At 69.1% G+C, this 21,713-nt stretch carries 22 protein-coding genes and 1 pseudogene; 17 read left to right on the top strand and 6 right to left on the bottom strand.

What is annotated here, in order from left to right; all coding sequences use genetic code 11:
• Positions 1-137: 137 nt before the first annotated feature.
• The 3 genes from DAT35_RS57190 to DAT35_RS57180 all read left to right on the top strand — a co-directional run bounded on the left by DAT35_RS57190 (position 138) and on the right by DAT35_RS57180 (position 2,021).
• The gene (locus DAT35_RS57190) at positions 138-314 is read left to right on the top strand and encodes a hypothetical protein (RefSeq protein WP_233262315.1); all 177 of its coding nucleotides are present in this window, start codon (positions 138-140) and stop codon (positions 312-314) included.
• Between the two features lie 7 nt (positions 315-321).
• Positions 322-939 carry a hypothetical protein gene (locus DAT35_RS57185; RefSeq protein ID WP_108077897.1) on the top strand — a complete coding sequence of 206 codons (618 nt, stop codon included), beginning with the start codon at positions 322-324 and terminating at the stop codon, positions 937-939.
• A gap of 335 nt (positions 940-1,274) precedes the next feature.
• A complete protein-coding gene (locus tag DAT35_RS57180) occupies positions 1,275-2,021 on the top strand; it encodes a dienelactone hydrolase family protein (protein WP_108077896.1) in 747 nt (248 codons plus the stop codon).
• Between the two features lie 42 nt (positions 2,022-2,063).
• On the opposite strand, the gene DAT35_RS57175 is transcribed toward DAT35_RS57180, so the two are convergent.
• Together DAT35_RS57175 and DAT35_RS57170 are read right to left on the bottom strand one after the other, a co-directional pair.
• Positions 2,064-4,709, bottom strand: a complete 2,646-nt coding sequence (locus tag DAT35_RS57175; RefSeq protein WP_158502462.1) for a TonB family protein — start codon at positions 4,707-4,709, stop codon at positions 2,064-2,066.
• 45 nt (positions 4,710-4,754) lie between these two features.
• On the bottom strand, positions 4,755-5,021 hold the full coding sequence (locus tag DAT35_RS57170; RefSeq protein ID WP_108077894.1) for an acyl carrier protein: 267 nt from the start codon (positions 5,019-5,021) through the stop codon (positions 4,755-4,757).
• A 174-nt stretch (positions 5,022-5,195) separates the two neighbouring features.
• Here DAT35_RS57170 and fabG point away from each other — a divergent pair, with 174 nt between their 5' ends.
• From fabG to DAT35_RS60385, 6 genes are read left to right on the top strand one after another with little or no spacing between them, the layout of a single operon-like run.
• Positions 5,196-5,924, top strand: coding sequence for a 3-oxoacyl-ACP reductase FabG (gene fabG, locus DAT35_RS57165; protein WP_108077893.1), 729 nt, complete (start codon positions 5,196-5,198; stop codon positions 5,922-5,924).
• Positions 5,925-5,951: 27 nt separating this feature from the next.
• Positions 5,952-7,172: a beta-ketoacyl synthase gene (locus tag DAT35_RS57160; protein WP_108077892.1), complete on the top strand. Its 1,221-nt coding sequence runs from the start codon at positions 5,952-5,954 to the stop codon at positions 7,170-7,172.
• 3 nt (positions 7,173-7,175) lie between these two features.
• Positions 7,176-7,628 carry a 3-hydroxyacyl-ACP dehydratase FabZ gene (fabZ, locus tag DAT35_RS57155; RefSeq protein WP_108077891.1) on the top strand — a complete coding sequence of 151 codons (453 nt, stop codon included), beginning with the start codon at positions 7,176-7,178 and terminating at the stop codon, positions 7,626-7,628.
• Between the two features lie 16 nt (positions 7,629-7,644).
• Positions 7,645-9,183 (top strand): NAD(P)/FAD-dependent oxidoreductase, encoded by a 1,539-nt coding sequence (locus DAT35_RS57150; RefSeq protein WP_158502460.1) that lies wholly within the window; start codon positions 7,645-7,647, stop codon positions 9,181-9,183.
• On the top strand, positions 9,180-10,406 hold the full coding sequence (locus tag DAT35_RS57145; protein WP_108077889.1) for a beta-ketoacyl synthase: 1,227 nt from the start codon (positions 9,180-9,182) through the stop codon (positions 10,404-10,406). Before DAT35_RS57150 ends, DAT35_RS57145 begins: the two co-directional genes overlap by 4 nt.
• Positions 10,407-10,453: 47 nt before the next feature.
• Positions 10,454-11,326 carry a hypothetical protein gene (locus DAT35_RS60385; RefSeq protein ID WP_199243325.1) on the top strand — a complete coding sequence of 291 codons (873 nt, stop codon included), beginning with the start codon at positions 10,454-10,456 and terminating at the stop codon, positions 11,324-11,326.
• Position 11,327: 1 nt separating this feature from the next.
• Here DAT35_RS60385 and DAT35_RS57135 read toward each other — a convergent pair whose 3' ends face one another.
• Positions 11,328-12,050, bottom strand: a complete 723-nt coding sequence (locus tag DAT35_RS57135) for a hypothetical protein (protein WP_108077888.1) — start codon at positions 12,048-12,050, stop codon at positions 11,328-11,330.
• The gene (locus DAT35_RS57130; RefSeq protein WP_158502458.1) at positions 12,047-12,553 is read right to left on the bottom strand and encodes an outer membrane lipoprotein carrier protein LolA; all 507 of its coding nucleotides are present in this window, start codon (positions 12,551-12,553) and stop codon (positions 12,047-12,049) included. The genes DAT35_RS57135 and DAT35_RS57130 overlap by 4 nt, the downstream gene beginning before the upstream one ends.
• A 178-nt stretch (positions 12,554-12,731) precedes the next feature.
• On the opposite strand from DAT35_RS57130, the gene DAT35_RS57125 reads away from it, so the two are divergent.
• The 8 genes from DAT35_RS57125 (at position 12,732) to DAT35_RS57090 (ending at position 19,514) form a co-directional block, all read left to right on the top strand.
• Positions 12,732-13,508, top strand: a complete 777-nt coding sequence (locus tag DAT35_RS57125) for a 1-acyl-sn-glycerol-3-phosphate acyltransferase (RefSeq protein ID WP_158502456.1) — start codon at positions 12,732-12,734, stop codon at positions 13,506-13,508.
• A 16-nt stretch (positions 13,509-13,524) separates the two neighbouring features.
• A complete protein-coding gene (locus DAT35_RS57120) occupies positions 13,525-14,703 on the top strand; it encodes a beta-ketoacyl synthase N-terminal-like domain-containing protein (RefSeq protein WP_158502454.1) in 1,179 nt (392 codons plus the stop codon).
• Positions 14,700-15,524, top strand: a complete 825-nt coding sequence (locus tag DAT35_RS57115) for a beta-ketoacyl synthase N-terminal-like domain-containing protein (protein ID WP_158502452.1) — start codon at positions 14,700-14,702, stop codon at positions 15,522-15,524. The genes DAT35_RS57120 and DAT35_RS57115 overlap by 4 nt, the downstream gene beginning before the upstream one ends.
• Before the next feature lie 70 nt (positions 15,525-15,594).
• The gene (locus tag DAT35_RS57110) at positions 15,595-16,335 is read left to right on the top strand and encodes an SDR family NAD(P)-dependent oxidoreductase (RefSeq protein ID WP_158502450.1); all 741 of its coding nucleotides are present in this window, start codon (positions 15,595-15,597) and stop codon (positions 16,333-16,335) included.
• A 38-nt stretch (positions 16,336-16,373) separates the two neighbouring features.
• Positions 16,374-16,646: a phosphopantetheine-binding protein gene (locus DAT35_RS57105; RefSeq protein ID WP_108077882.1), complete on the top strand. Its 273-nt coding sequence runs from the start codon at positions 16,374-16,376 to the stop codon at positions 16,644-16,646.
• 3 nt (positions 16,647-16,649) lie between these two features.
• Entirely contained in the window at positions 16,650-17,816 is a 1,167-nt protein-coding gene (locus DAT35_RS57100) for a beta-ketoacyl-[acyl-carrier-protein] synthase family protein (RefSeq protein WP_108077881.1), read from the top strand.
• A complete protein-coding gene (locus tag DAT35_RS57095) occupies positions 17,813-18,805 on the top strand; it encodes a beta-ketoacyl synthase chain length factor (protein WP_108077880.1) in 993 nt (330 codons plus the stop codon). Before DAT35_RS57100 ends, DAT35_RS57095 begins: the two co-directional genes overlap by 4 nt.
• A complete protein-coding gene (locus tag DAT35_RS57090) occupies positions 18,792-19,514 on the top strand; it encodes a polysaccharide deacetylase family protein (RefSeq protein WP_158502448.1) in 723 nt (240 codons plus the stop codon). Before DAT35_RS57095 ends, DAT35_RS57090 begins: the two co-directional genes overlap by 14 nt.
• 95 nt (positions 19,515-19,609) lie before the next feature.
• Here the strand turns inward: DAT35_RS57090 and DAT35_RS57085 are convergent, their stop codons facing one another.
• A complete protein-coding gene (locus DAT35_RS57085) occupies positions 19,610-20,950 on the bottom strand; it encodes a hypothetical protein (RefSeq protein ID WP_108077878.1) in 1,341 nt (446 codons plus the stop codon).
• Positions 20,947-21,713: pseudogene (locus tag DAT35_RS57080) on the bottom strand (hypothetical protein); the annotation flags it as partial. The pseudogene DAT35_RS57080 and the gene DAT35_RS57085, both read right to left, overlap by 4 nt.

The raw sequence follows: 21,713 nt of genomic DNA, 5'->3' as shown, positions 1-21,713 counted from the left end.
TGCTCGCTGGAGCCGGACGCGGTCGTACCTGGTCAGCCCCCGCTGGGCGGGGCCCAGTGCCTTCCTCATCGGCACACCGTAGGCCCCGCCGCGCTATTGTGTCAGGAACTTTTGCCTACCTACTTAGAGGGCGGTGGGTGGAAGAGGAGCTTAAGCTGCTCTTCCCTGAGCTGGACTGGAGAGGCCGGGGCGTCGACGTGGTGGGGCCAACAGGGCAGAAGTACCACTATGAGATCCTGTCCGGGACCGAATCGAACTTCGAGCTTCACGGACGGCGGATGACGAGCACCTTCTTCCGTATGATCTTCTTCTGAGGTGCGCGTGAGTCCGAATATCCGCTACGAGAACCGCGAGATTGAAGGCGAGCGGCTGGAGCTGACCGACAAGGAGGCCAGCTACTGGCTCGGGCCCAACCTCACGCTGCGGAGCTGTACGGTCGTTATCGGCATTGGCCGACGGCAATTCGTGCCCATGTGGGGGACGATGCTCGATTGCACCATTGAGGCAAAGCGGCAGGTCGAGGACCTGTGGTGGACGCGCATGCGCTTTGAGGGCTGCCGGTTTAAGGGCCGCTATTCAAGCGTGGGGTTCGGGCAGCGAGTGGGAGTCGACACCTGGTGGGAACACGGGGGGATTGCGAATTGCGATTTCTCCGAGGCCCGGCTGGACCTGTGCAGTTTCCACGGCTGCGACATGCGGACAATTCAGCTCCCGAAGTGGCCCTGCTTCACCATCCTGGACCCGCTCAAGCACGGACCGGAACTGATGAGTGTGTCCTGGCCGGGCGATTTCTTCCCGGTCATCCTCGAGGGTCCGCGAAAGGAGCGGCCTGATAGGGTCGCGTTGTCCTTCTACGCGCCGGCAGAGGCGAAGCGCTCTGGAACGACGCTGGAGGAACTCAAGGCGGCCGTGGAGCGATTCGACTTCATCGTGCGGTGAGGGACCGGTGCGAAACGAAGCGTACTCGGCCACTGCATTCTGGCGCCTGTGCTCGGAGTCGAGGGAGGAGTGGGCGGGGCGAGCGGAGACGCTGGCGGAGTGCCATCCGTCGCTCTCGCGGTGGTCCTTCCGGGCATGGACAGGCCCCGTGGAGAGGACGTACAGGGTGAGTGCGGGTGTTACCTCCGCGGGAACGTCAACGCACGTGAGCAGTCGTGTAGGCCAGACCCTGGAAAGGGTCCGCTCGATGCAATAAGTCCGGTCGGCACAACCGTAGGGGCTCGCGCGGCGTGGGACACCCTCTGCCCGCGAGCCCATCACTCCGGAGGTCGCCGATGGCCGTGCAAGACGTCGAGCTGAAGACCCGTGAAGGGACGATGGACGCGAAGCTGTTCCATCCGGACGGACAGGGGCAGTGGCCAGCGGTCATCCTGCTGACGGATGCCTTTGGGATTCGTCCCGTGTTCGAGGCGATGGCGAACCGGCTGGTGGCGGCGGGGTATGTCGTCCTGCTGCCGAACGTCTACTACCGGGAGGGCCGCGCGCCGCTGCCCAATCTCGAGGGCTCTTTCTCGAGCGAGGAAGGGCGCAAGCGCATCTACGGGCTCATCGGGTCGCTGACGCCCGAGCGGGTCAAGGCCGACGCCGCCGCCGAGCTCGACTTCCTCGCCGGGCACGCGAAGGTGAAGAAGGGGTCTCGGGTCGGCGTGGTGGGCTACTGCATGGGCGGCTCCATGGTGGTGCGCTTCGCCGCTGATTTTCCCGAGCGGATCGCCGCGGCGGCCTCGTTCCATGGCGGACGCCTGGCCACGGACGCGCCCGACAGCCCCCACCGAGTGGTGGGCAAGGTGAAGGGCGAGCTCTATTTCGCTCATGCGGACCAGGACGCCTCCATGCCGGCCGAGGCGATCGCCCAACTGGAGACGGCCCTGAAGACGGCCGGCGTCAAACATCAATCCGAGCTCTACACAGGAGCACGCCACGGCTTCGCGGTGGAGGGCTCGGCCGTCTACGACAAGGACGCCTCCGAGCGGCACTGGAGCAAGCTGCTCGAGCTGTTCGGCCGGACGCTCCGGGCCTGAGCGGAGTCCTCCTCCTGGGGCGCATCCTCGGATGCGCCCGCCTCAGTAGTCCGCCCGGAGCCCGAGGAACGGCCGGATGGGGAGGTGGTTGAACTCCGACTGCACCGGCAGCACGCCCTCGTTCGGAGTGCCCGTGTCGTAGAGGTAGGCGTAGACGTTCTGCGCGTTGGTCACGTTGAGGACCTCGGCGTACCAGGCGCCCCGCAGCGGGCCCATGTTGAAGCGCCGCTCGACGCGCACCGAGCCCTCCAGGAAGTTCGGGTACTGCGCGCTGTTGGTCGCCCCGAAGACGGGCAGGTAGCGCCCGTTCGCCGTATCCATGACGAAGCCCTCGACGGGCGTGTAGGGGCGCCCCGTGTGGAAGGACACCCGTCCCGAGAGGATCCAATCATTGCCCGGCGTATACGAGACGTTCGCCGAGGCGGTGAAGCGCTGATCCCACGGTGCGCGGTAGTTCTTGGGGCCGCTCGCCAGAGGGTTGTAGCGGTCCGAGAAGGTCAGCCCCATCGCCGCGCCATAGGACAGACGCGAGGTGCGCCCGAGCAGCATCAGGTCCATTCCGCGAGCGAAGCCGGTCCCCGTGCTGTCGAACACCGGCAGGCCCGCGCTCAGGCGCTCCTGCACTCCCTGGGAAGTGTCCGGGTTGACCGTCAGCGAGGAGAACCACTTGCCGTACCCCTCGAGCCGCACCAGCGCCTGGAAGGGCAGGGGCTGCTCCAGCCCGACGATGAGATGGGCCGCGCGCTCGGGAGCCAGGGCCGGATTGCCATAGGTCTCATCCATCAGCAGGGGGCTGGACTGGTACTGGGTCGTCAGGCCCGCCGAGGCCTTGAGGACGGTCGCGGTCGGCAGTTGCTGGGAGATGCCGGCGTGGAGCGAGTACGTCCACTGCGACGAGGACAGGTCCAGCTGAAGGCGGGCACTCCCATCGAGCTGGGTCGTCTCGCCGGGCTGGTAGCGGTGCTCGGCGTAGGCGGCCAGGACGTTGCGCAGGATGCTGGGGCGGACGTCCAGGTTGCCCAGGCCCGTGTCGACGAAGGGCTGCGCGGACCAGGGGGCCATGCCCCGGGTGTCCGTCACCTGTCCGTTGAAGTTCTGGTCGCGCCGGGTGAACTGCAATCCCACTCGCGAGCGGTGGTGCTCGGAGAGTTTGAGCTGGAGCGCGGACTGGGCGAAGAGCTCGGTCTTCCCGGCGTCCTGGCTGTAGGCCGAGTCGCCGCTGAGCGAGGTATGGTTGAGGTCTCGCGAGAGCGCGAGGGTGAAGGACAGCTCGCTGTCGTCCCCGAGGTCCGTGCGCTCCTTCAGCATGGCGATCTGGACGGTGTTCGACAGCTCCAGACCTCCGGCGAAGTTGACGAGGAGCTGCTCCCCCGGAGACACCAGGAACGAGAAGCCGTCCGAGGCGTGGAGCAGCGAGGCCGTCACCTCGTGCCGCCCGCGGCGGTAGTGCACGCGGGCCATGTACTCGTTGACGTCCGGTGCCACGTAGTTGCGGCCGGCGATCTTCAGGGCCCGGAGCCCCACGAAGTACAGCTCGAAGAAGCTGCGGCGCGCGGCCAACGACACGGAGAGCCCGTCGATGCCCGTGGGCGTGTCCACTCTCAGCTTGGCGGTCTGCACCGAGAGGTCCGCCCACGCCTTGAGCTTCGACGTCTCGCCCGTGGCGTAGGTGATGTCCAGCACTCCCGAGAGCGCGGGCTCATAGCGCCCGGGCGCGCTGCCGGCGTAGAAGTCCGCCGCCTCAATCATCATCGGGTTGAAGAGGCTGGCGAAGCCGCCCAGATGATAGGGATTCGAGAGCGGGACGCCGTCCAGGTAGAAGACGACCTCGTTGGGTCCTCCGCCGCGGACGAAGAACGTGGCCAGCAGGTCCGGATCCGCCACCACGCCCGGGAGGCTCTGCACGACGCGCGAGACGTCCTCCATGGCCCCGGGCGTCCGGTCGATGTCCGCCGCGGTGATGTGGAAGCGGCTCACCTGCGGTGTGTTGTCCACCTTGGGCGGCTCGGGCAGCAGCCGGCGATCCTCCACCCGCGTCTCCAGGATGCGCTCGGGCGTCAGCGCGTAGTGCACCTGCCGCTGCTCGCCCGGTGCGAGCTGCTCCGCGAAGACTCCGGGAAAGAAGCCCGGTTTCTGCACCAGGACCTGGAGCTCACCGGTGGGGGACGGCTCGAGCTCGAGCTCGAAATGCCCTTGTGCATCCGTGGTGGCATGGTCCGCCATCACGCCGACGGACGCGCCCTCGAGCGGCTCGCCTTGCTCTCCGACAACCTCGCCTCCGAGCCGGACGCGCGGCGGCGGTGGGGCGAAGTCCACCGAGAGCTCCACCACCATCGTGACGGGCTTGCCGTCCAGGGTGCCGGGGGTGAAGGTGCAGGCCTTGGCCGCCTCGAGCGCGGCCTCGTCGAAGGGGCTGCCCATGCCTCGGGCAACGGTGTGCTCCTGGGCCTCGCCCGCTTCATTCAGCAGAACGTGGAGCACCACCTGCCCTTCGCGGGCGGAGGCGCGCTCGCTCTCCGGGTAGCGCGGAGGGGCGGGACAACTGGCCCGTGGTGGGACGACCGTGGGGGTGGGCGCCGCCGCGGGCTCGGTGGACTGGCCCCGTGAGGGGAGCGCCCACAGCCCGGCGAGCAACACCACCCACGAGGCCAGGCACGCCCGCAGCGCACCGGACCTCGGCCTCTTCATGGACGACCGAGCCTGCATGGTGCAGACCCCCTGGGGACGACGAGTCTACTGGCCGCGCTCGGCGGCAGCCTTCACGATGTACTGGTGCACATCCCCGACGGTGCGCATCTCGCGCGCCACGGTCTCGGGAATCTGAACCTTCAGCGCCTTCTCCAGCGCGACGACCAGGTCCACCGCGTCGAGGCTGTCGAGGCCGAGGTCCTCGCGCATCCGCGCTTCGGGGACGACCGTCGCGGGCTCCAGCTCGAATTCGTTGATGAGGGTTTCGTTGACAACCTGAATGGCCTTGGCGGCCGCGGTGGCGTTCTCCATGAGTGCCCCACTCGCTACAGCCCTCCGCGAGAGCGGTCAATCCCCATGATGACGGGGGCCTTCCCGCTCCATGGCCAGGCAGCCGTCCATCTCGCGATTGGTTGTCCCTGGACGGTGTGTTACGCTCCAAACATTCTGTCCGGGCCGTAGCGCCCGCGGGCGAGAGACACAGGTGTGAAGCAGGTTCTCATCACAGGAGCGAGCCGGGGTATCGGAGCCGCAGCGGCGATGGCCCTGGGCGCTGACGGCTTTCGTGTCTGGCTGCACTACCGGAACAGGGAAGAGGCGGCGCGGCAGGTGGCGCGGGAGATTGTAGCGGCGGGCGGGCCCGAGCCCCTCCTCGTCGGATTCGATCTCGCCCAGCGGCAGCAGGCGCACGAGGAGACGCGCCGGCTCATCGAGGAGCAGGGGACGCCGGACGCGCTGGTGCTCAACGCGGGCATCACCCGCAACGGGCTCTTCGCGCTGACGGGCGACGCCGAGTGGGATGAGGTGATTGGCACCAACCTCGGAGGTTTCTTCGCGGTAGCCCGGCCCATGGTCAAGGCCATGCTGCGCCAGCGCAAGGGCCGCATCGTGCTGCTGTCCTCGGTGGCGGCCCAGCGGGGCAACCCGGGGCAGGTCGCCTATGCGGCCACCAAGGGAGCCCTCATCGCCGCGGCCCGTTCGCTGGCGCTGGAACTGGCGCCGCGAGGCATCACCGTGAATGTCGTGGCCCCGGGGCTCGTCGAGACGGAAATGCTCGAGGGTGCACCCGTGAAAGAGTTGATGTCCATGGTACCGGTGGGCAGGGTGGGCCGTCCCAGCGAGGTCGCCCATGTCATTCGCTATCTCTGCTCGGACGAGGCGGGCTATGTCACGGGTCAGGTGATAGGCGTCAACGGTGGAATGTGGATGTCGTAGTGGGGGCACCGAGAGGGGCTTGAGTCCATGAAGCGCGTGGTCATCACTGGCATGGGGGCCATCTCCTGCCTCGGGACGAGTCTTGGTGAGATCAGCCAGTCATTGCGCGAGGGTCGCTCGGGGATTGGCATTGATCCCATCCGCAAGGAGCTCGGGTTCCGCTCCAGCCTGACGGGGCTGGTGCGCGGCTTCGACGCGACCCAGCGGTTCGATCGCAAGGCCCGGAGAACCATGGGCGAGGCGGCGGCCTACGGGTGCGCCGCGGCACTGGATGCCCTGGCGGATGCGGGCATTGATGCGGGCTCGCTCGCGCGGCCCGAGGTGGGCGTCATCTTTGGCAATGACTCCACCTGCCAGGCATCCGAGGTGCTCTTCAACGAGCTGAAGCAGGCCGGCCGCACCTCCGCGCTCGGCAGTGGCCACATCATCAAGGTGATGAACTCCACCGTCACCATGAACCTGGCCACGATGCTCGGCATCCAGGGGGCGTGCTGGTCGCTGTCGGCGGCGTGCGCCAGCGGGCTGCACGCGCTCGGACAGGCGGCGATGCTCGTGGCCACCGGCTCCCAGGACCTGGTCATCTGCGGCGGCGCCCAGGAGACATCGTGGCAGGGCATGGCCGCGTTCGATGCGCTCGGCGCGCTCTCCACCCACGAGTCCGATGCGGCTCGCGCCTCGCGTCCCTTCGACTCCAAGCGTGACGGTCTGGTCCCCTCCGGTGGTGGCGCCGCGCTCGTGGTGGAGTCCATCGACTCGGCGCGGGCCCGCGGGGCGCGCATCCATGCCGAGGTGCTCGGCTACTCCTTCAGCTGTGATGGCGAGCACCTGACGAACCCGACCGGGTCCGGTGCGGTGCGGGCCATGGAGCAGGCGCTGCGCCAGGCGCGCGTGCACCCCGCCGAGGTGGAGTACGTGCACGCGCACGCCACCTCCACGCCCGTGGGGGATGCGGTCGAGGCGAAGGCCATCCACCGCGTCTTCGGCGGCCGGGATGTTCCGGTGTCCTCGACCAAGGGCATCACCGGCCACGAGTGCTGGATGGCTGGCGCGAGCGAGGTCGTCTACTGCCTGCTGATGATGCGCGATGGCTTCATGGCGGGAAACCCGCACCTGGAGACGCCGGACGAGGCCGCGGCCGCGCTGAACCTGCCGGTGGCCGCGCTGTCGCAGCGTCCCAGGACGGTGTTGAAGAACTCTTTCGGCTTCGGAGGCACCAATGCATCGGTGGTCCTCCGGGCGGTGGATTGAACGTTGTCCGACGCTCCTCCTTCCCGTTCCTATCCTTCCGTCGAGTCCGTCCTCCCCCACCGAGAGCCCTTCCTGCTCATCGACCGGGTGGTGGACATGGGCGAGCGGCACATCGTGGCGGTGCGGACGTTCCGCGCCGATGAGCACTTCTTCCGCGGGCACTTCCCCGAGCACCCCGTCGTTCCGGGCGTGCTGCTGGTGGAGGGGCTCGCGCAGACGATGGCGTACTTCGCGCTGCAGAACCGGGTCGCCCAGCGCGTGTTCCTCGTGGGCATCGAGAAGGCCCGCTTCCGCTCCATCGTCGAGCCCGGGTGCGAGGTCACCTTCGAGGTGCAGATTGGCGAGGAGCGGTTCGGGATGCTGACGGGCCACGGCAAGGTGCGCGCGGGGACCCGCCGCATCGCCGATGCCACGCTCAGCGGCTACTCGGGTGAGCCTGGCAAGGTGCTCGGGTGAGCACCGGAGCCACGTCATGTTGAGACCCGGTGACTTCCGTCCCGCGGCAAACCTGGCGCCCGATGCCTTCGATGTGGTGGTGATTGGCTCCGGCATGGGCGGGCTGTCCGCCGCGCTGGTGCTCGCCAAGGAGGGCTTCAAGGTCTGCGTCCTGGAGCAGCACTACCGGCCAGGCGGGTGCCTCCACCGCTTCTTCCGCAAGCGCGTCCCCTTCGAGACGGGCTTCCATTACCTGGGAGGAGTCGGGCCAGACGGAACGCTCACGCGCTACCTGCGCTTCATGGGCGTCTACGACAAGCTCACCTTCCAGCCGTTGGATCCGGACGGGTTCGACGTGCTGCACTATCCCGAGTTCTCCTTCCGTGTGCCCAACGGCTGGGGGCCGCTCGTGCAGCGGCTGTTGGAGACCTTCCCCGGCGAGCGCGCCGCCATCGAGCGCTACGCCGCGGTCTGCCAGGAGATCTGCCGCAGCAGCGCGGGCCACTCCTTCCAGACGCCCGAGATGACCCTGGGCAACTACAGCAACGTGTCGCTGGGCGGTTTCCTGGAGAGTCTCTCCATGAGCTCGCGCCTCAAGGCCGCGGTCAGCGGCCAGGGCCTGCTCTATGGCACACCGCCGGAGCGCACGCCGCTCGAGGCCCACGCCCTGGTGATCGACTCCATGCTCCAGGGGGCCTCGGGCATCCGCGGCGGAGGAGATGCGCTGGCCAAGGCGATGGTGGATGCGATTCGCGCCCAAGGCGGCGTGGTGCGCACCCGGACGCGGGTGACAGGTCTCCAGATGGAGGACGGGAGCGTGTCCGCGGCGACGCTGCACACCGGCGAGGTGCTCCGGGGCCGCCACTTCATCTCCAACGCGCATCCCAAGGCCACCCTCAAGCTGCTGCCCGAAGGGGTGCTGCGCCCGGCCTACGTGCACCGCGTGGAGAGCCTGCGCGAGGGCGTCTCCTGCATCGGCGGCTTCTTCACCACCGAGGACCGCTCCGTTCCGCGCCTCCACAACATCTACAGCTTCCCCACCGAGGACCTCGACGAGGTGTACCGCAGCGCCGTCTTCGGGGCCGGGCGCAAGGGACCCAAGGCGATGTTCCTGAGCTTCCCGGGCGATCGGGACTCCGACTGGAGCGGCCCTCGCGTCGTCCTCTGCCTGGGGCTCATGGCCTACGAAGAGGTGGCGCGGTTCGAGCAGACGCAGACCGGCAAGCGCGGCGAGGAGTACAACGAATTCAAGGAGCAGCTCGGACAGGAGCTCCAGGCGTGCGTGGAGGCGCTTGTTCCCGACCTGGCCGGCAAGCTCAAGCGGGTGGAGGTCTCCACTCCGCTGACCCACCGCGACTACACCGGGGCCCCTCGGGGTGCCATCTACGGCGTGGACCACGCGCTCGACCAGTGGGGCAAGTACGCCCTGCAGCCGCGCACCCGCATCCCCAACCTGATGTTCACCGGCCAGAATGTCCTGCTGCCCGGCGTGGTTGGCGTGACCATCAGTGCCTTCATCACCTGCGGGCTCCTGCTCGGTTTCGATTACCTCTTCAAGAAGGTCGCCCAGTCATGAAGCCGCGACGAGTCGTCATCACTGGCATGGGGATGTTGAGCCCCATTGGCAACAGTCCCGAGCGCGTGCTGGCGTCCCTCCGAGAGGGGCGCTCCGGCGTGCGGAACATGCCGGCCTGGAATGCCTGGAAGGACCTGCACACGCGCGTGGGCGCCACGGTGGAGGGCCTGGATGAGAAGTCCATTCCCCGCGAGTCCCGGCGCTCGATGGGGCGGGTGGCGCTGCTCGCCGCGGCCGCCGCCGAGCAGGCCCTGGCCCATGCGCGCGTGGACAGGGAGTTGCTGCGCTCCGGACGCGCCGGCATCTCCGTGGGCCAGACGGTGGGCAGCCCCCTCGCCACCGAGATGTTCTTCGAGACGATGCGCACCGAAGGGGTCCGCGCTCTCAAGTCCACCACGTTCCTCCAGTTGATGAGCCACTCCGCGGCCGCCAACCTCGCGCTGATGTTCAAGGTGACGGGCCGCGTCTGGGCCCCCGCGGCGGCGTGCGCGTCGAGTAGTCAGGCCATCGGCCAGAGCTACGAGACCATCCGCGATGGTTACCAGGACCTGATGCTGTGCGGCGGCTCCGAGGAGCTCCACGTCACCACCGCCGCCACCTTCGACATCCTCGGCGGCACCTCCCGCGCCTTCAACGAGAGCCCGTCCTCGACTCCGCGCCCGTTCGACCGCCGGCGTGACGGGCTCGTGGTGGGCGAGGGCGCTGGCATCATCGTCCTCGAGGAGCTCTCCCATGCGCTCAAGCGTGGCGTGCCCATCCTCGGAGAGGTGCTCGGGTTCGCCACGCACTGTGATGCCGAGCACATGTCCGCTCCGGCCCGGAGTGGAATGGCCCGGACCATGGCGGCCTGCCTCGAGTCGGCCGGGATGCGTGCCAGCGATGTGGATTACATCAATGCCCACGCCACCGGCACCCCGCTCGGCGATGCCACCGAGGCGCAGGCCACCGGCGACGTGGTGGGCGGTGACATCCCCATCTCCTCCACCAAAGGTTTCACCGGCCACACACTGGCGGCGTGCGGAGCGCTCGAGGTCGCCTTCAGTGTGCTGATGATGAACAACGGCTTCATCGCGCCCACCCTCAATCTCGACGACCTCGACCCCGCATGCGAAGGATTGCGCCACGTTCGTGAGCTCGAGGAGCGTCCCGTCCGGCGGGTGCTGTCCAACAACTTCGCCTTCGGGGGGGTGAACACCTCATTGCTCCTCGGCCTCCCGAGCTGAACCCGAGGTCCCGGCGCTCGCCGGGGCCTCTGTCCTGGAGGCACCCGATGCGTCGTACCTTCCTGTCCCTGCTCCCGCTGTGTGCCGTCGCCGCCTGCGCTGGATCCCGCCAGGGCGCGACCGCTTTCGAGGCCAGTTACCGTCCCTCGGAGACCCTGCCGCCCATGTCGCTGCCCACCTGCGCGGGGCCCGTCCAGGTCGCCGTCTCGGAGGGCCGGAAGGAGCCGTCGATCATCGTGGGCCAGCGCTTCTCCGAGGAGGCCCCCAATGAGACCTATCCCATCCAGATGAAGGGCGTGGTCCCCTACGTCCAGAAGGGCCTCGAGCGCGCTTTCCGGCGCGCCGGCCACCAGCCCGCGGGCTCCGGTGTGGCGAAGCTCGACGTGGCGGTGACCCAGTTCTTCCTGGAGGAGAAGATGTATTACAACTCGTCGTTCACCGGACGGGTGGACCTCGAGTCGGCATTCACTCTGCCCGGCTCCTCCCAGCCGTGCTGGACGGGGCGGGTCAGCGGCATCGGCGAGAACTACGGCGTCGCGGGCAGTCCCGAGAACTACCAGGAGACCTTCAGCGCCGCGATGGATCGTGCCGCGGCCCAGCTCTTCGAGGCCCCGGGCTTCGCCGACGCGCTCTGTGGCAGGTGCTCGGGCGTGGCGCCGCAGCAGGCTCCCGCTCCGGTTGCACCTGCTCAGCAGGCTCCCGCTCCGGTTGCACCTGCTCAGCAGGCTCCCGCTCCGGCTGCGCCTCCTCCACAGGCTCCCGCTCCGGCTGCACCTGCTCAGCAGGCTCCCGCTCCGGTTGCGCCTCCTCCACAGGCTCCCGCTCCGGCTGCACCTGCTCAGCAGGCTCCCGCTTCGGACGCACCTGCTCAGCAGGCCCCCGCTTCGGACGCACCTGCGCAGCCGGCTCCCCAGCAGTAGCTCACGGCGTGGGCGTCACCGACAGCTTGTCCTGCGGTACAGGGAAGCCGGGCTTGTAGTCGGTGACGTTCACCTTGAGCTCGAAGCCACGCTGGTCCACCAGCCGCACCTGGCGCGCCAGCCAGTGGCCCTCGACGGGCTCGAGCTGCGTGTAGTCGATGTCGAGCACGGGGTTGCCCTGGAAGAAGAAGCGCTTGCGCACCGTGGCCAGCGTCGCGACGTCGCGCCAGGTCTCCACCGTGTCGATGTCCTCCTCGCCCGGCACCGGGGAGCGGGACACCCAGTGCCCCTGCTCCAGCTCCAGCGGCCCGCTGGCCGTGGTGAAGTAGATGCGCTCCACCGCGCGGCCCATGTGCCGTGGGTCGAGTCGCTCGGCGAGCTGTTTCAGGTGCACCTGGGCCTGCCACTGGCCATCCACCTTCGACACATCGAAGAGCTTCGGGCCGATCGCCGCCACCGCGGAGACCCGGAACGCCCCATCCTTCCGGCCCAGCATGTAGCCCATCATCACGTGGCTCTGGCCCTGGTACTGCGCCATGACCTGATGGACCATCTTGAAGCTGTCGGGCTCGTGCGCTCGCAGTTGGATGAGCGCTGCTTCGGCCTCCGCCGCGGAGGTCTTCTCGGAAGCGACCGGAGTGGGAGGAAGGGTGGCGGGCCGCGCACATCCCACCAGCGCGAGGCAGAGGAGGCCCGCGCCGAGCCACGATGCGCGCGCGCTCACTTCGACTCCTCCATGACGTGACCGTGGAAGTCGATCTCCGTCCTGTCGCCGCTCGACTCCTCGAGCACGATATGGGTGAGGCGTAGTTTTTCATCGAAGGACAGCCGGATTCCCTGAATCACCTGCGAAAGCTCCTTCGTCCGGGGCTTCAGCGCGAGACCCAGGGGTGCCTTGCGCTCGATGGACAGCTCGAACAGGGGCTGCAGCCGCTCCAGGTCCGCTTGCAGCACCGCGGTGATGCACTCGAAGACCTTGGCCATGCCCGGGTCGGCGGACGTGTCGAGGGTCTGCGTGGTACCCAGGCCGGGGTAGCGGATGGTGACTGTTTTGCCCTCCAATATCAGCTCGTTCTCGGCCGGGGGCTCGGTATGCCAGACGAGCTTGCCGCCCTTCTGGTATTGAATGGAGCCCTCGCTCACGAGCGCATCCTGGAGCGCGGTCCAGTGACGCGTCTGCTTGAATCGGGCGGAGAGCTTCTGCGTCCGTGCGAGCGACGCTTTCAAGGCCGTCAGCTCACGCGGGACTGGCTCCGGAGGAACGGCGGGCGCACTGTGCAGGGCGGAGACAACCAGGAGCGAGAGAAGGAGATTCACGGTGGCAGGCTATATACCAAGTAGGGGTTCGCTCGGAGCCCCGGAGCCGGGTGTCCGCACGCCCGGTGGGGTGGCCGAGAGCGCTGGCGTGCGGTTGCTCCTCTCGGTGCTGGTCTGGACGTGGATTGCTCTCTGGGCAACCGTGCTCGTGCTGCTCAGCGTGGTGCTGTTCATCCCCTTCAATCCCTGGACGGACCCGCGCCGCCGGGTGATGGACTTCATGAACCGGCTCTGGGCCCGAGGCAGCTTCTGGGCCATGCCCGGCATCGTCATCGAGGTGGTGGGAGAGGAGCGGCTGCGCGAGCACCCCGGCCCCTTCGTCATCTGTTCCAACCACCAGTCCGTCGCCGACATCCCGCTGATGCTCGCCGTGCTTCCTCCCTTCAAGTTCATCGCGAAGCCGCCGTTGTTCTGGGTGCCCATCCTTGGCCTCCAGTTGCGGCTCACGGGGCACATCGAGGCCGGCCGGGGTGAGGAGGGCGCCGCTCAGCGAGTGCTCTCGCGGTCCATGGTCTGGCTCCAGCGCGGTGCGAACATCCTCGCGTTCCCGGAGGGCACCCGCTCGCGGGATGACCGGGTCCTCCGTTTCGGGCAGGGGCCCTTCGCTCTGGCCCAGCGCGCCGGAGTGCCGGTGCTGCCCGTCAGCGTGTCGGGCACCGGCGAGGTCATCGCCAAGGGCCGCTTCCTCTACCGCTTCGTCGGGCGCTTCCGCGTGGAGATCCTCGAGCCGGTGCGGGTGGAGGGAGATCCCAAAGCGGTCGCCTCGCGGGTGAGGTCCCTCATCCAGGAAGCAGTCGAGCGGGGCGTCACTCGTCCTCGCGTCCAGGGGGCGGAGTCTTCCCAATCAGGTGCTTCTCGGCCATAAGATGCCGCCCGTCTTCATGCCCGTTGCCATTACTTCCATCGGCGCAGTCACCGGACACGGGCTCGGTTGCGAGCCGCTCCTGTCCGCGATTCTCGAGGGCAGGAGCGCGATACGCCCCCTGACCCGCTTCTCCGCCGAGGGGCTGTGCAGCTCGCTGGCCGCCGAAGCTCCCCCGGATGAAGCGCTCGTCTCCGCCGCCGCGGATCTGCGCCAGCCGCCCGCCGTGGATCGCGCCTCCCGCCTCCTGTTGGCCGCCGCGGCCGAGGCGCTCCGGGGCCGTGTGTCGCGCCCGGGCGTGCGCCGGGGCGTCGTCGTCGGGACGACCAAGGGCGCCCTCGAGCTCGCGGTGCGGAGTTGGGAGACGGGGGGCGTTCCCACCGATGACATCCTCGGAGCTCCGGCTCGTTCCCTGGCCCTGGCGAGCGCGGCAAATGGCCCGGTGCTCACCGTGGGCGCCGCCTGTGCCTCCAGTGCCGTCGCGCTCGGCGAGGCGCTGGCGTTGATCGACGAAGGCACCTGTGACGAGGTCATCGTCGGAGGCACCGAGGCGCTCCACCCCTTCGTCTATCGAGGCTTTCACGCCCTCAAGGCACTGTCCGCGGCTCCGGCCGCGCCCTTCGATGCCGCCCGCTCCGGGCTGTCGCTGGGCGAGGGCGCCGCGGTCCTGGTCGTGGAGTCGCTCGAGCACGCGCGCAGGGCGGGCCGCTCGCCCATTGTCTTGCTCGAGGGGTTTGGGTCGAGCTCGGATGGTTTTGATCAGACGGCCCCGGACCCCACCGGTGCTGGGCTCGCGCTTGCGTGCCGGCGCGCGCTCGAGCGGGCGGGGCTCCAGGCGGGCGCGGTGGGCCGCTACCACGCGCACGGGACGGCCACCCTCCACAACGACCGGATGGAGGCCGCGATGCACGCCGCTCTCTTCGAGGGCCGCGCCGTTCCTGTTTGTGGCATCAAGGGCTCGACCGGGCACACGCTCGGCGCGGCGGGCGCGCTGGATGCCGCGGTCTGCGCCTTGACCCTGCACCGCGGAGTGCTTCCTCCCATCGCCAATCTGAAGCAGGTGGACCCCTCGGCCGCGCTCCCCGCCGTGGTTGGGACGGCTCGGGCCGACGAGGGGACGCTGGCGCTCGTCGCCAACGCGGGGTTTGGTGGCATCAACGCCGCGCTGGTGCTGCGGCGTCCGGGGGTCGAGCGGTGAGCACGACGGTGGGAGTGAGCGCGTTCGCGCTGTGGACGCCTGGGGGCGTGTGGACCAATGCCGCTCCCGTGCCGGGGGCTCCCGGGCCCGAGCTGGCCTCCTGGCCCGAAGCCCCAGCGCTCGCCCAGGTGCATCCGCGTGCACGCCGGCCGCACACCCAGGCCGTCGCGCTCGTCCAGCTCGCGCATCAGCTCTTCTCGGCGCGTGCCGGGGCAACGGGTGGGGTGCCTCCCGCTCCGCCCTCGCGCGAGGTGGACCTGTTGCTGGGAACGGTGACGGGTTGTGCCGCCGCCGACCTGGACTTCCTCGAGGGCCTGAAGACGCGCGGCGAGGGATTCGGTTCTCCCTCCACGTTCGTCTACACCCTGGCCACCGCTGCGCCCGCGGAGGTCGCCCTCGCGCTCGGCCTGCGCGGTGCGCTCGCCACCGTCACCGCCGGGGGCATCAGTGGACTGGCCTCGGTTGCCCGGGCCGCGGCCCACATCGCCGCCGGCCGCTCGCGGGCCTGCCTCTGTGGCGGTGCGGAGCTCGCCCGGCTGGGCAGCCGCCGCGCCAGCGGTGCCTCCGAGCAGGACATCCTCGCGCTCTTCCTCCTCGAGGCCATGCCCGAGGGGGCTCCCTGGCCCCAGGTTCAGCGCTGGGAGGTGGGGTTCGCCCCGTCGGAGCGTACGGCCCCCGAGTGCTCGCCCCCCGCCGCTCTGCTCTCCCTCGCCACGGCCGTGGCCCGAGCGGGGACGGAGGGCACCGCGCAGGTGGTCTCCGGCTCCTCGCATGAGGGGCACTGGGCCAGGCTCTCGCTCGCCAGTCCCGGGTCTCGATGAGCCATGGCGGAGCCTCTCATTGGGTGGTAGAGCTTTCCCTCCCGCCTCCACGGCATTCCCAGACACGCATATGTCGGCCTCCCCTCGCAACGTACTCGTCACCGGTGGAACCAAGGGTATCGGCCGCGCCGTCGCGCGACGGCTCGCCACGGAGGGCCACCGCGTCACCTGCGTGTACCGGGGCGACGACGCGGCCCGCGAGGCCTGTGCCCGCGAGTTCTCCGAGAGTGGTCTCACCGTGGACTTCGAGCGGGTGGACCTGACCGAGGCCCCGGCGGTGTCGGCGCTGTTCACCCGGCTGGCCCAGGCCGAGCGCGAGCCGGACATCCTCGTCAACGCGGCGGGCCTCACGCGCGATGCGCCCCTGGCGTTCCTGAGCGTGACGGACTTCGACGCGGTGCTCAGCGCCAACCTCCGCTCCACCTTCCTCACCTGTCAGCAGGCGGTGAAGCCCATGGTGCGCCGGCGCTTCGGGCGCATCATCAACTTCTCCTCTCCGGCAGCGCTGCTCGGCAACGAGGGGCAGGTGGCCTACGCCGCCGCCAAGGCCGGAGTGCTTGGACTCACCAAGACGCTGGCGCGCGAGGTGGCGCGCTATGGCATCACCGTCAACGCCGTCTCTCCCGGCGTGGTGATGACCGAGATGACGGCCCACGTCCCCAAGGAGCGCCTGGCCGAGCTCGTGCGCCGCACGCCCTTGCAGCGGGCGGGGACTCCCGAGGAGATCGCCGGCATGGTCCGGATGTTGTGCGCCGACGAGGCCAGCTACATCACCGGCCAATGCCTCTCCATTGATGGCGGGCTGAGCTAGCCACGGCCCCGTCCCAACCTCCAGCCACAGGAAGAGCCATGCAGCAGGATCCTCAACTCAATCAGCAGATCAAGGAGCTCATCGTCACGACGCTCCGTCTGGAGGGCGTGAAGCCCGAGTCGATCGCCGACGAGGAGCCCCTTTTCTCGCCCACGAACCCGCTGGGCCTCGACTCGCTGAGCGCTCTCGAGCTGCTGTCCGCCATCGAGTTCACCTTCAAGGTGCGCTTCGAGAACGACGGCTCGGCCCGGCAGCACTTCGAGTCCGTGTCGACCCTGGCCGCCTTCGTGAGATCCGCGGCGAAGGGCTGAGCCATGCGCGGGGTCGCCATCACGGGGATGGGGATTGTCTCGGGGCTGGGCAGCGGCGCCGCCGCGCACCTCGAGGCCCTTCGCTCGGGCCGATCGGGGCTCGGGCCGCTGACCTTGTTCTCACTCCCCGGTCTGGCGCCCGCTCCGGTGGGCCAGGTCGATGAGGCCTTGCTCCAGGGCATCCATGGCTCGCGCAGCGTGGCCCTGGCGTTGCTCGCCGCGCGGCAGGCGATGGGCGGTGCTGGCTTCGCGGAGCCGGGAGTGCTCGCCATCGGGACCACCACCGGCGGCATCCAGGAGTCCGAGCAGCACTACCTGAAACACCGCGGGCAGGCCGGCGCCGAGGAGCGCGAGCTCTTGCGGTACCACTCCGCGGGGACCATTGCCGACGTGCTCTCGGCGGATCTCCGGCTGTCCGCCGAGCGGCACACCTTCTCTACCGCGTGCTCCTCGAGCGCCAATGCCATCGGCCATGGCGCCTCCCGCATCATGCGCGGCGCACCCTGGGCGCTGGTGGGCGGGGTGGACTCGCTCTGCCGGCTGACGTACTGCGGCTTCCACTCGCTGAAGCTCCTCGCCAGCGCGCAGTGCCGCCCGTTCGACCGCAACCGCCAGGGCCTCAACCTGGGCGAGGGCGCGGCTTTCCTCCTGCTGGAGAACGAGGAGCATGCCCGGCGCCGCGGTGCCTCGATTCTCGGATACGTCGCGGGCTGGGGTTGCTCGGCCGACGCGTACCACATCACCGCGCCGCACCCGGAGGGCCTCGGTGCCGTCGCGGCCATGAAGGCGGCGCTCGCGGACGCGGGCCTGTCCCCCTCCGACGTCGACTACGTCAACGCCCACGGCACGGCGACTCCCGCCAATGACAAGGCGGAGGCCCTCGCCCTGGAGGCGCTCTTCCCCGGAGAGGGCCCGCTGGTGAGCTCGACGAAGGGCGCCACCGGGCACACGCTCGGCGCCGCCGGGGCCATGGAGGCCGTCTTCTGCGTCCTGGCGATGCAGGCCAGCCATGCTCCCGCCACCGTGGGACTGAGTGAGCCCGAGTCCCAGTTCCGCGTGCGGCACGTTCCTCCGGGCGGAGTGGACACGCCGCTGCGGGTGGCGCTGTCCAACTCCTTCGGCTTCGGTGGCAACAACGCGGCGCTGGTGCTGACGAGGTCCGAGTCATGAGCGCCACGCTTCTGGGGTTGGGTGTCGTGGCGCCGGGGGCAACCGACTGCGCCTCGCTCGCCCAGGTGTTGGCCGGTGTGCCGTCGCGGCCTTCGCGTGTCGAGACCATTCCCGATGGGGGAGATCCGAAGGTCCGCCGCCTGCCCCGGCTCGAGCGCATGGCGCTGGCCGCCGCCCGCCAGGCCCTGGGCACGAGCGCCGTCTCGGAGTCACTGGCGCTCGTTTTCGGCACTGGGTACGGGGGCCTCACCGCGACGGTGGACTTCCTCGAGGGCCTGGCCACCCGAGGGCCCGCGTTTGGCAGCCCGACGGCCTTCCACCAGTCCGTGCACCACTCACCGGCCGGGCAGCTCTCCATCACGCTCGGCCTGCGGGGCCCCTCGCTCACCGTCACCGCGCGGGAGCTCTCCGGCGAGACGGCGCTCCAGGTAGGACTGGAGTTGCTGGAGACCGGGCGCGCGGAGAAGGTGTTGGTCGTCGCCGCCGACGAGCGGGTGGCCGCGCTCGATGCGGGCTACCGCGCCTTCGGGGTGCTCGCCGGGGAAGGGGAGGACAACCGCGAGCGGCTGGAGCCAGGAGAAGGGGCCGCCGCCGTCCTCCTGGGGCGCGAGCCGGGCCCTCTGCGCGTCGAGTCCTGCACCCTGACGGGCCACCCCAGCGCCGCGCTTCGCTTCGCCAGCTCCGAACAGTTCTCCCCGCTGCTCCGGCGTGGGCTATCGGTGGAGGGCTCGCGCGTGGCGTTCTCGCTCGCTGCTCCCCATGCCGGGCTCCTCGATGCCGAGGCCTCCGCGCTGGGCGATACCGTGGCTGCCTCGGAGTGCTGGGTGGACACGCCTCACTTCGGATTCCACGGCTCGGCGGGACTGCTCCGGCTGGTCGCCGCCGCCCTCCGCCTGCACTCCGCGGCTCCCGGTACGGCCTGTGTGCTCCACGGCCTGTCCCTGGGCGGCGGGCAGGCGCTCACGGTGGTGCGCCATGTCGCTCCTTGATGCCTCCCTCTTCGGGGCCGCCTCCGTCGCGGTCTCCGCCGCGAGCCTGGTGGCAACGGGTGTCTTCCACCCGAGGGTGATGCTCTTCGGCCCCGGTATCTGGAGGGGCCCCTCGCGACAGAACGCGGTCGCGCTCACCTTCGATGATGGGCCGCACCCGCACTACACCGCGCGCATCGCCGAGGTGCTCGCGCGCCATGGGGCCCGGGCGACCTTCTTCTGCATCGGCCGCGAGCTCGAGCGTTACGCCTCCCTGGCGCGTGAGCTGCTCGACGCGGGCCACCAACTGGAGAATCACACCTACCGGCATGACACGGGGAGGGACCTCTTCAGTGCCTCGCGCCTGGAGGGAGACCTCGAGCGCTGCCAGCAGGTGCTCGTCCAGGTGACGGGGGCGCGGGCGCGCTACTACCGGCCCGCCGTCGGCATTCGCAACCCGGCGGTGCACGAGGCCGCGCGCCGTGTGGGAATGACGGTCGTCACGTGGACCCTCGCCGCGCGAGATGGCGCCCGGCGCCTCACTCCGAAGCGCGCGCTCGCCCTGGCGGAGCGGGCCCGGCCCGGGAGCATCCTGGCGCTCCACGATGGCAGCCCCCGGGAGCGCTCGCCGCTCCGGGAGCACACCCTTCAGCAACTCCCGCTCCTGCTCTCGCGGCTGCGCGAGCGGGGCTTCAGCTTCGTCACCCTGAGCGAGCTGCTCTCTGCCTGAGGAGCAGCCCGCCCGGAGGGGCGGGCTTATTTCCGGAGCCGCTGCGCGCATACGCGGTGCGCGACTGGGCGAACGTCATGTCGTTCAACTGGTTTTCAGCCCCGGTGCCGCTCGGCCACGCGATAAAGTTGAGTGAGGGAAGAGTCGAGCAGCGCCTGTCGCGAGCGCATGTAGTGGCGCGCCCGGGCGAAGGGCAACCACGCGCGGTTGCCCACCAGCACCTGTGTCTCCTCGAGCTTCTGGCGCGGAATCCACCGGCCGCCCAGGTTGCGCACCAGCACCTCGCCCAGGTACGCGCCAATGGCGGGCACCGCGTGCTCGTCGATGGTTTCCCGTAGGCGACTCTTCGGGAACTCCTCCCGCCAGAAGTAGAAGTCGGCGTCCGTGAGGGACTCGGGCTTCGCCTCGAAGACGGAGGGCACCTCCGAGTGCAGCAGTGCCACGAGGTGCTCCGCGTGGAGGCTGTACTGCTGGAGAGCGCGCGCTGGATTCTCCACATCCGAGGGCAGGGCCGCGGCAGCGGGCAACCACTCCTCGGGCTCGGGTGGTTGCCACGCGTTGAGTTCGGCAATCCTCCGCTGGCGCTCGTGACTGGCGGCGCAGTCCACCACGCGCGAGAGGAGCGGAGCCATGTCCGGGTGGAAGCGGGGCTCCACGGGAGCGAGCATGGCGCTGCGCTCATGCAAGGTGCGCAGAATGGTATCGAACTCGAGGTCCGGCCGGAGGTGGGCGTGAGCGCGGGCCTGTGCGCGCCGTGCCTCCTCGCTGGCGAAATCCGTCACGGTGGGCCACGTCACCAGGAGGACAGAGCCGTTTGGGAGTTCCTCCACCCGGTGGGCCGGCGTAGACAACATGCGCTCGCGGCCCACGGTCTCCACCAGTTTGGGGCCGAAGACGTTGAGCCAGCACACCTCGTAGATTCTGTCGAAACCGTCTCTGAACAGGGTTTCATCGTCGCGGCCGAAGCTCGGAAAGTCCGCCAACTGCGCGTCATCACTGCTGTGGGCCCACGCGTGTGTGACGGGATAGCGGCAGGCCCAGGTGCGTACCATCTCCACGAATTGGTGACAGCGCTCCGCCTCCGCGAAGAAGGTGAGCGGCTTCACCTTGATGGCGATGTCCAGTCTGGGCAGAAGAGGCGGCAGGTAGAGACCGAGAAACATATCCAACGCGGGCCACTTCGTGCGATCGAGCCCACAGAATGTGTATCTATTGAGGCCCCGTTCCTCTAGGGCCTTCCAGACGGCGGCGCGGGAGTATTTACGTTGGCGCTTGCCGTTGACGACGTCCGGCATCCACCCGTCGGCGTAATCCTCAAGCACCTGGAGAAAGGGCTCCAACTCGTTTCCCAGTGCCTCTTGTGGACTGAAGGCACCGTTGAAAGATAGCCGGAGGTAGTCCTCGTCCCTGTCACCGTGAAACTTCAGCACCTTCATTGGATCAGCACCTCCACTCCCGGAACCTTTCCCGTGGTTGCGTTCACAGCTGCCTTCAAGTCGTTTGCGTTCTTGGGCTTGAGGCTGCCCCCCTCGTAGATGAGGTGCACCCTCGAGACGCGCACCTCACTGCCTCCCGGGAAAAGGGACTGGAGGGAGTTTCGGCGGATGTCCAGCGTCTCGCCGTAGTTGCTCAGGGCCTCGCTTGCGTCCTCAACGAGTTGTGCCGTCAATGCCTCTCTCGCCAGCCCCGAGAGGTCTCGGCTCTTGAAGCTGAACGTCTCTACGCGGCGTGGCCGCCCGCCGAGCTCGCCCTCCTCAATGACGAGCACATCCGCGTAGCGCAGGCCAGGGCCCGGCTTCCGCACGCCCACCTGCGTTTCAATGCGAGGCCGGTCGAAGTCCCCGAGGAAGTGGCGCTCGTCCCGAGGCTTCTTCGCGTCCTCTCGGAGCAGCTTCACCATGTCGCGCTCGAAAGCCATCCCCCGGGCAAACCACCCGCGCATCCGCTCGTAGGGCTCCCACTTGAGGGGGCCCTCGGCGGCCGTACCCTCCTTCACCTCGCTCAGGCGCCTCTCGTAGTAGTCGACGTACTCGAGCCAGCGCGGGTTGCTCCGGGCCTCGGGCGGCGGAGCATCGAGGGAGGGGCGGTACTTCTCCAGCACGCCCACGTCCTTGGGCAGCCGCGGTCCCGGGTACTCGAGCTCCACCGCCGCGAGCTTTGCCTCCACCACCTCCAGCGTGTGGCCGACCTCCTCATCCA

Origin of the sequence: Vitiosangium sp. GDMCC 1.1324, assembly GCF_003044305.1 — a bacterium.
Classification (GTDB): Bacteria; Myxococcota; Myxococcia; order Myxococcales; family Myxococcaceae; genus Archangium.
The sequence above is the reverse complement of the archived record's forward strand: the minus strand, read 5'-3'. Positions and strand labels throughout refer to the sequence as shown.

Excerpts from the sequence above, each read along its gene's own strand:
- DAT35_RS57175 (WP_158502462.1), bottom strand. The coding sequence starts at position 4,709 with ATGAAGAGGCCGAGGTCCGGTGCGCTGCGGGCGTGCCTGGCCTCGTGG.
- DAT35_RS57170 (WP_108077894.1), bottom strand. The coding sequence starts at position 5,021 with ATGGAGAACGCCACCGCGGCCGCCAAGGCCATTCAGGTTGTCAACGAA.
- DAT35_RS57120 (WP_158502454.1), top strand. The coding sequence starts at position 13,525 with ATGCCCGTTGCCATTACTTCCATCGGCGCAGTCACCGGACACGGGCTC.
- DAT35_RS57145 (WP_108077889.1), top strand. The coding sequence starts at position 9,180 with ATGAAGCCGCGACGAGTCGTCATCACTGGCATGGGGATGTTGAGCCCC.
- DAT35_RS57180 (WP_108077896.1), top strand. The coding sequence starts at position 1,275 with ATGGCCGTGCAAGACGTCGAGCTGAAGACCCGTGAAGGGACGATGGAC.
- DAT35_RS57095 (WP_108077880.1), top strand. The coding sequence starts at position 17,813 with ATGAGCGCCACGCTTCTGGGGTTGGGTGTCGTGGCGCCGGGGGCAACC.
- DAT35_RS57090 (WP_158502448.1), top strand. The coding sequence starts at position 18,792 with ATGTCGCTCCTTGATGCCTCCCTCTTCGGGGCCGCCTCCGTCGCGGTC.
- DAT35_RS60385 (WP_199243325.1), top strand. The coding sequence starts at position 10,454 with ATGCGTCGTACCTTCCTGTCCCTGCTCCCGCTGTGTGCCGTCGCCGCC.
- DAT35_RS57150 (WP_158502460.1), top strand. The coding sequence starts at position 7,645 with ATGTTGAGACCCGGTGACTTCCGTCCCGCGGCAAACCTGGCGCCCGAT.
- DAT35_RS57105 (WP_108077882.1), top strand. The coding sequence starts at position 16,374 with ATGCAGCAGGATCCTCAACTCAATCAGCAGATCAAGGAGCTCATCGTC.
- DAT35_RS57100 (WP_108077881.1), top strand. The coding sequence starts at position 16,650 with ATGCGCGGGGTCGCCATCACGGGGATGGGGATTGTCTCGGGGCTGGGC.
- DAT35_RS57085 (WP_108077878.1), bottom strand. The coding sequence starts at position 20,950 with ATGAAGGTGCTGAAGTTTCACGGTGACAGGGACGAGGACTACCTCCGG.
- DAT35_RS57160 (WP_108077892.1), top strand. The coding sequence starts at position 5,952 with ATGAAGCGCGTGGTCATCACTGGCATGGGGGCCATCTCCTGCCTCGGG.
- DAT35_RS57110 (WP_158502450.1), top strand. The coding sequence starts at position 15,595 with ATGTCGGCCTCCCCTCGCAACGTACTCGTCACCGGTGGAACCAAGGGT.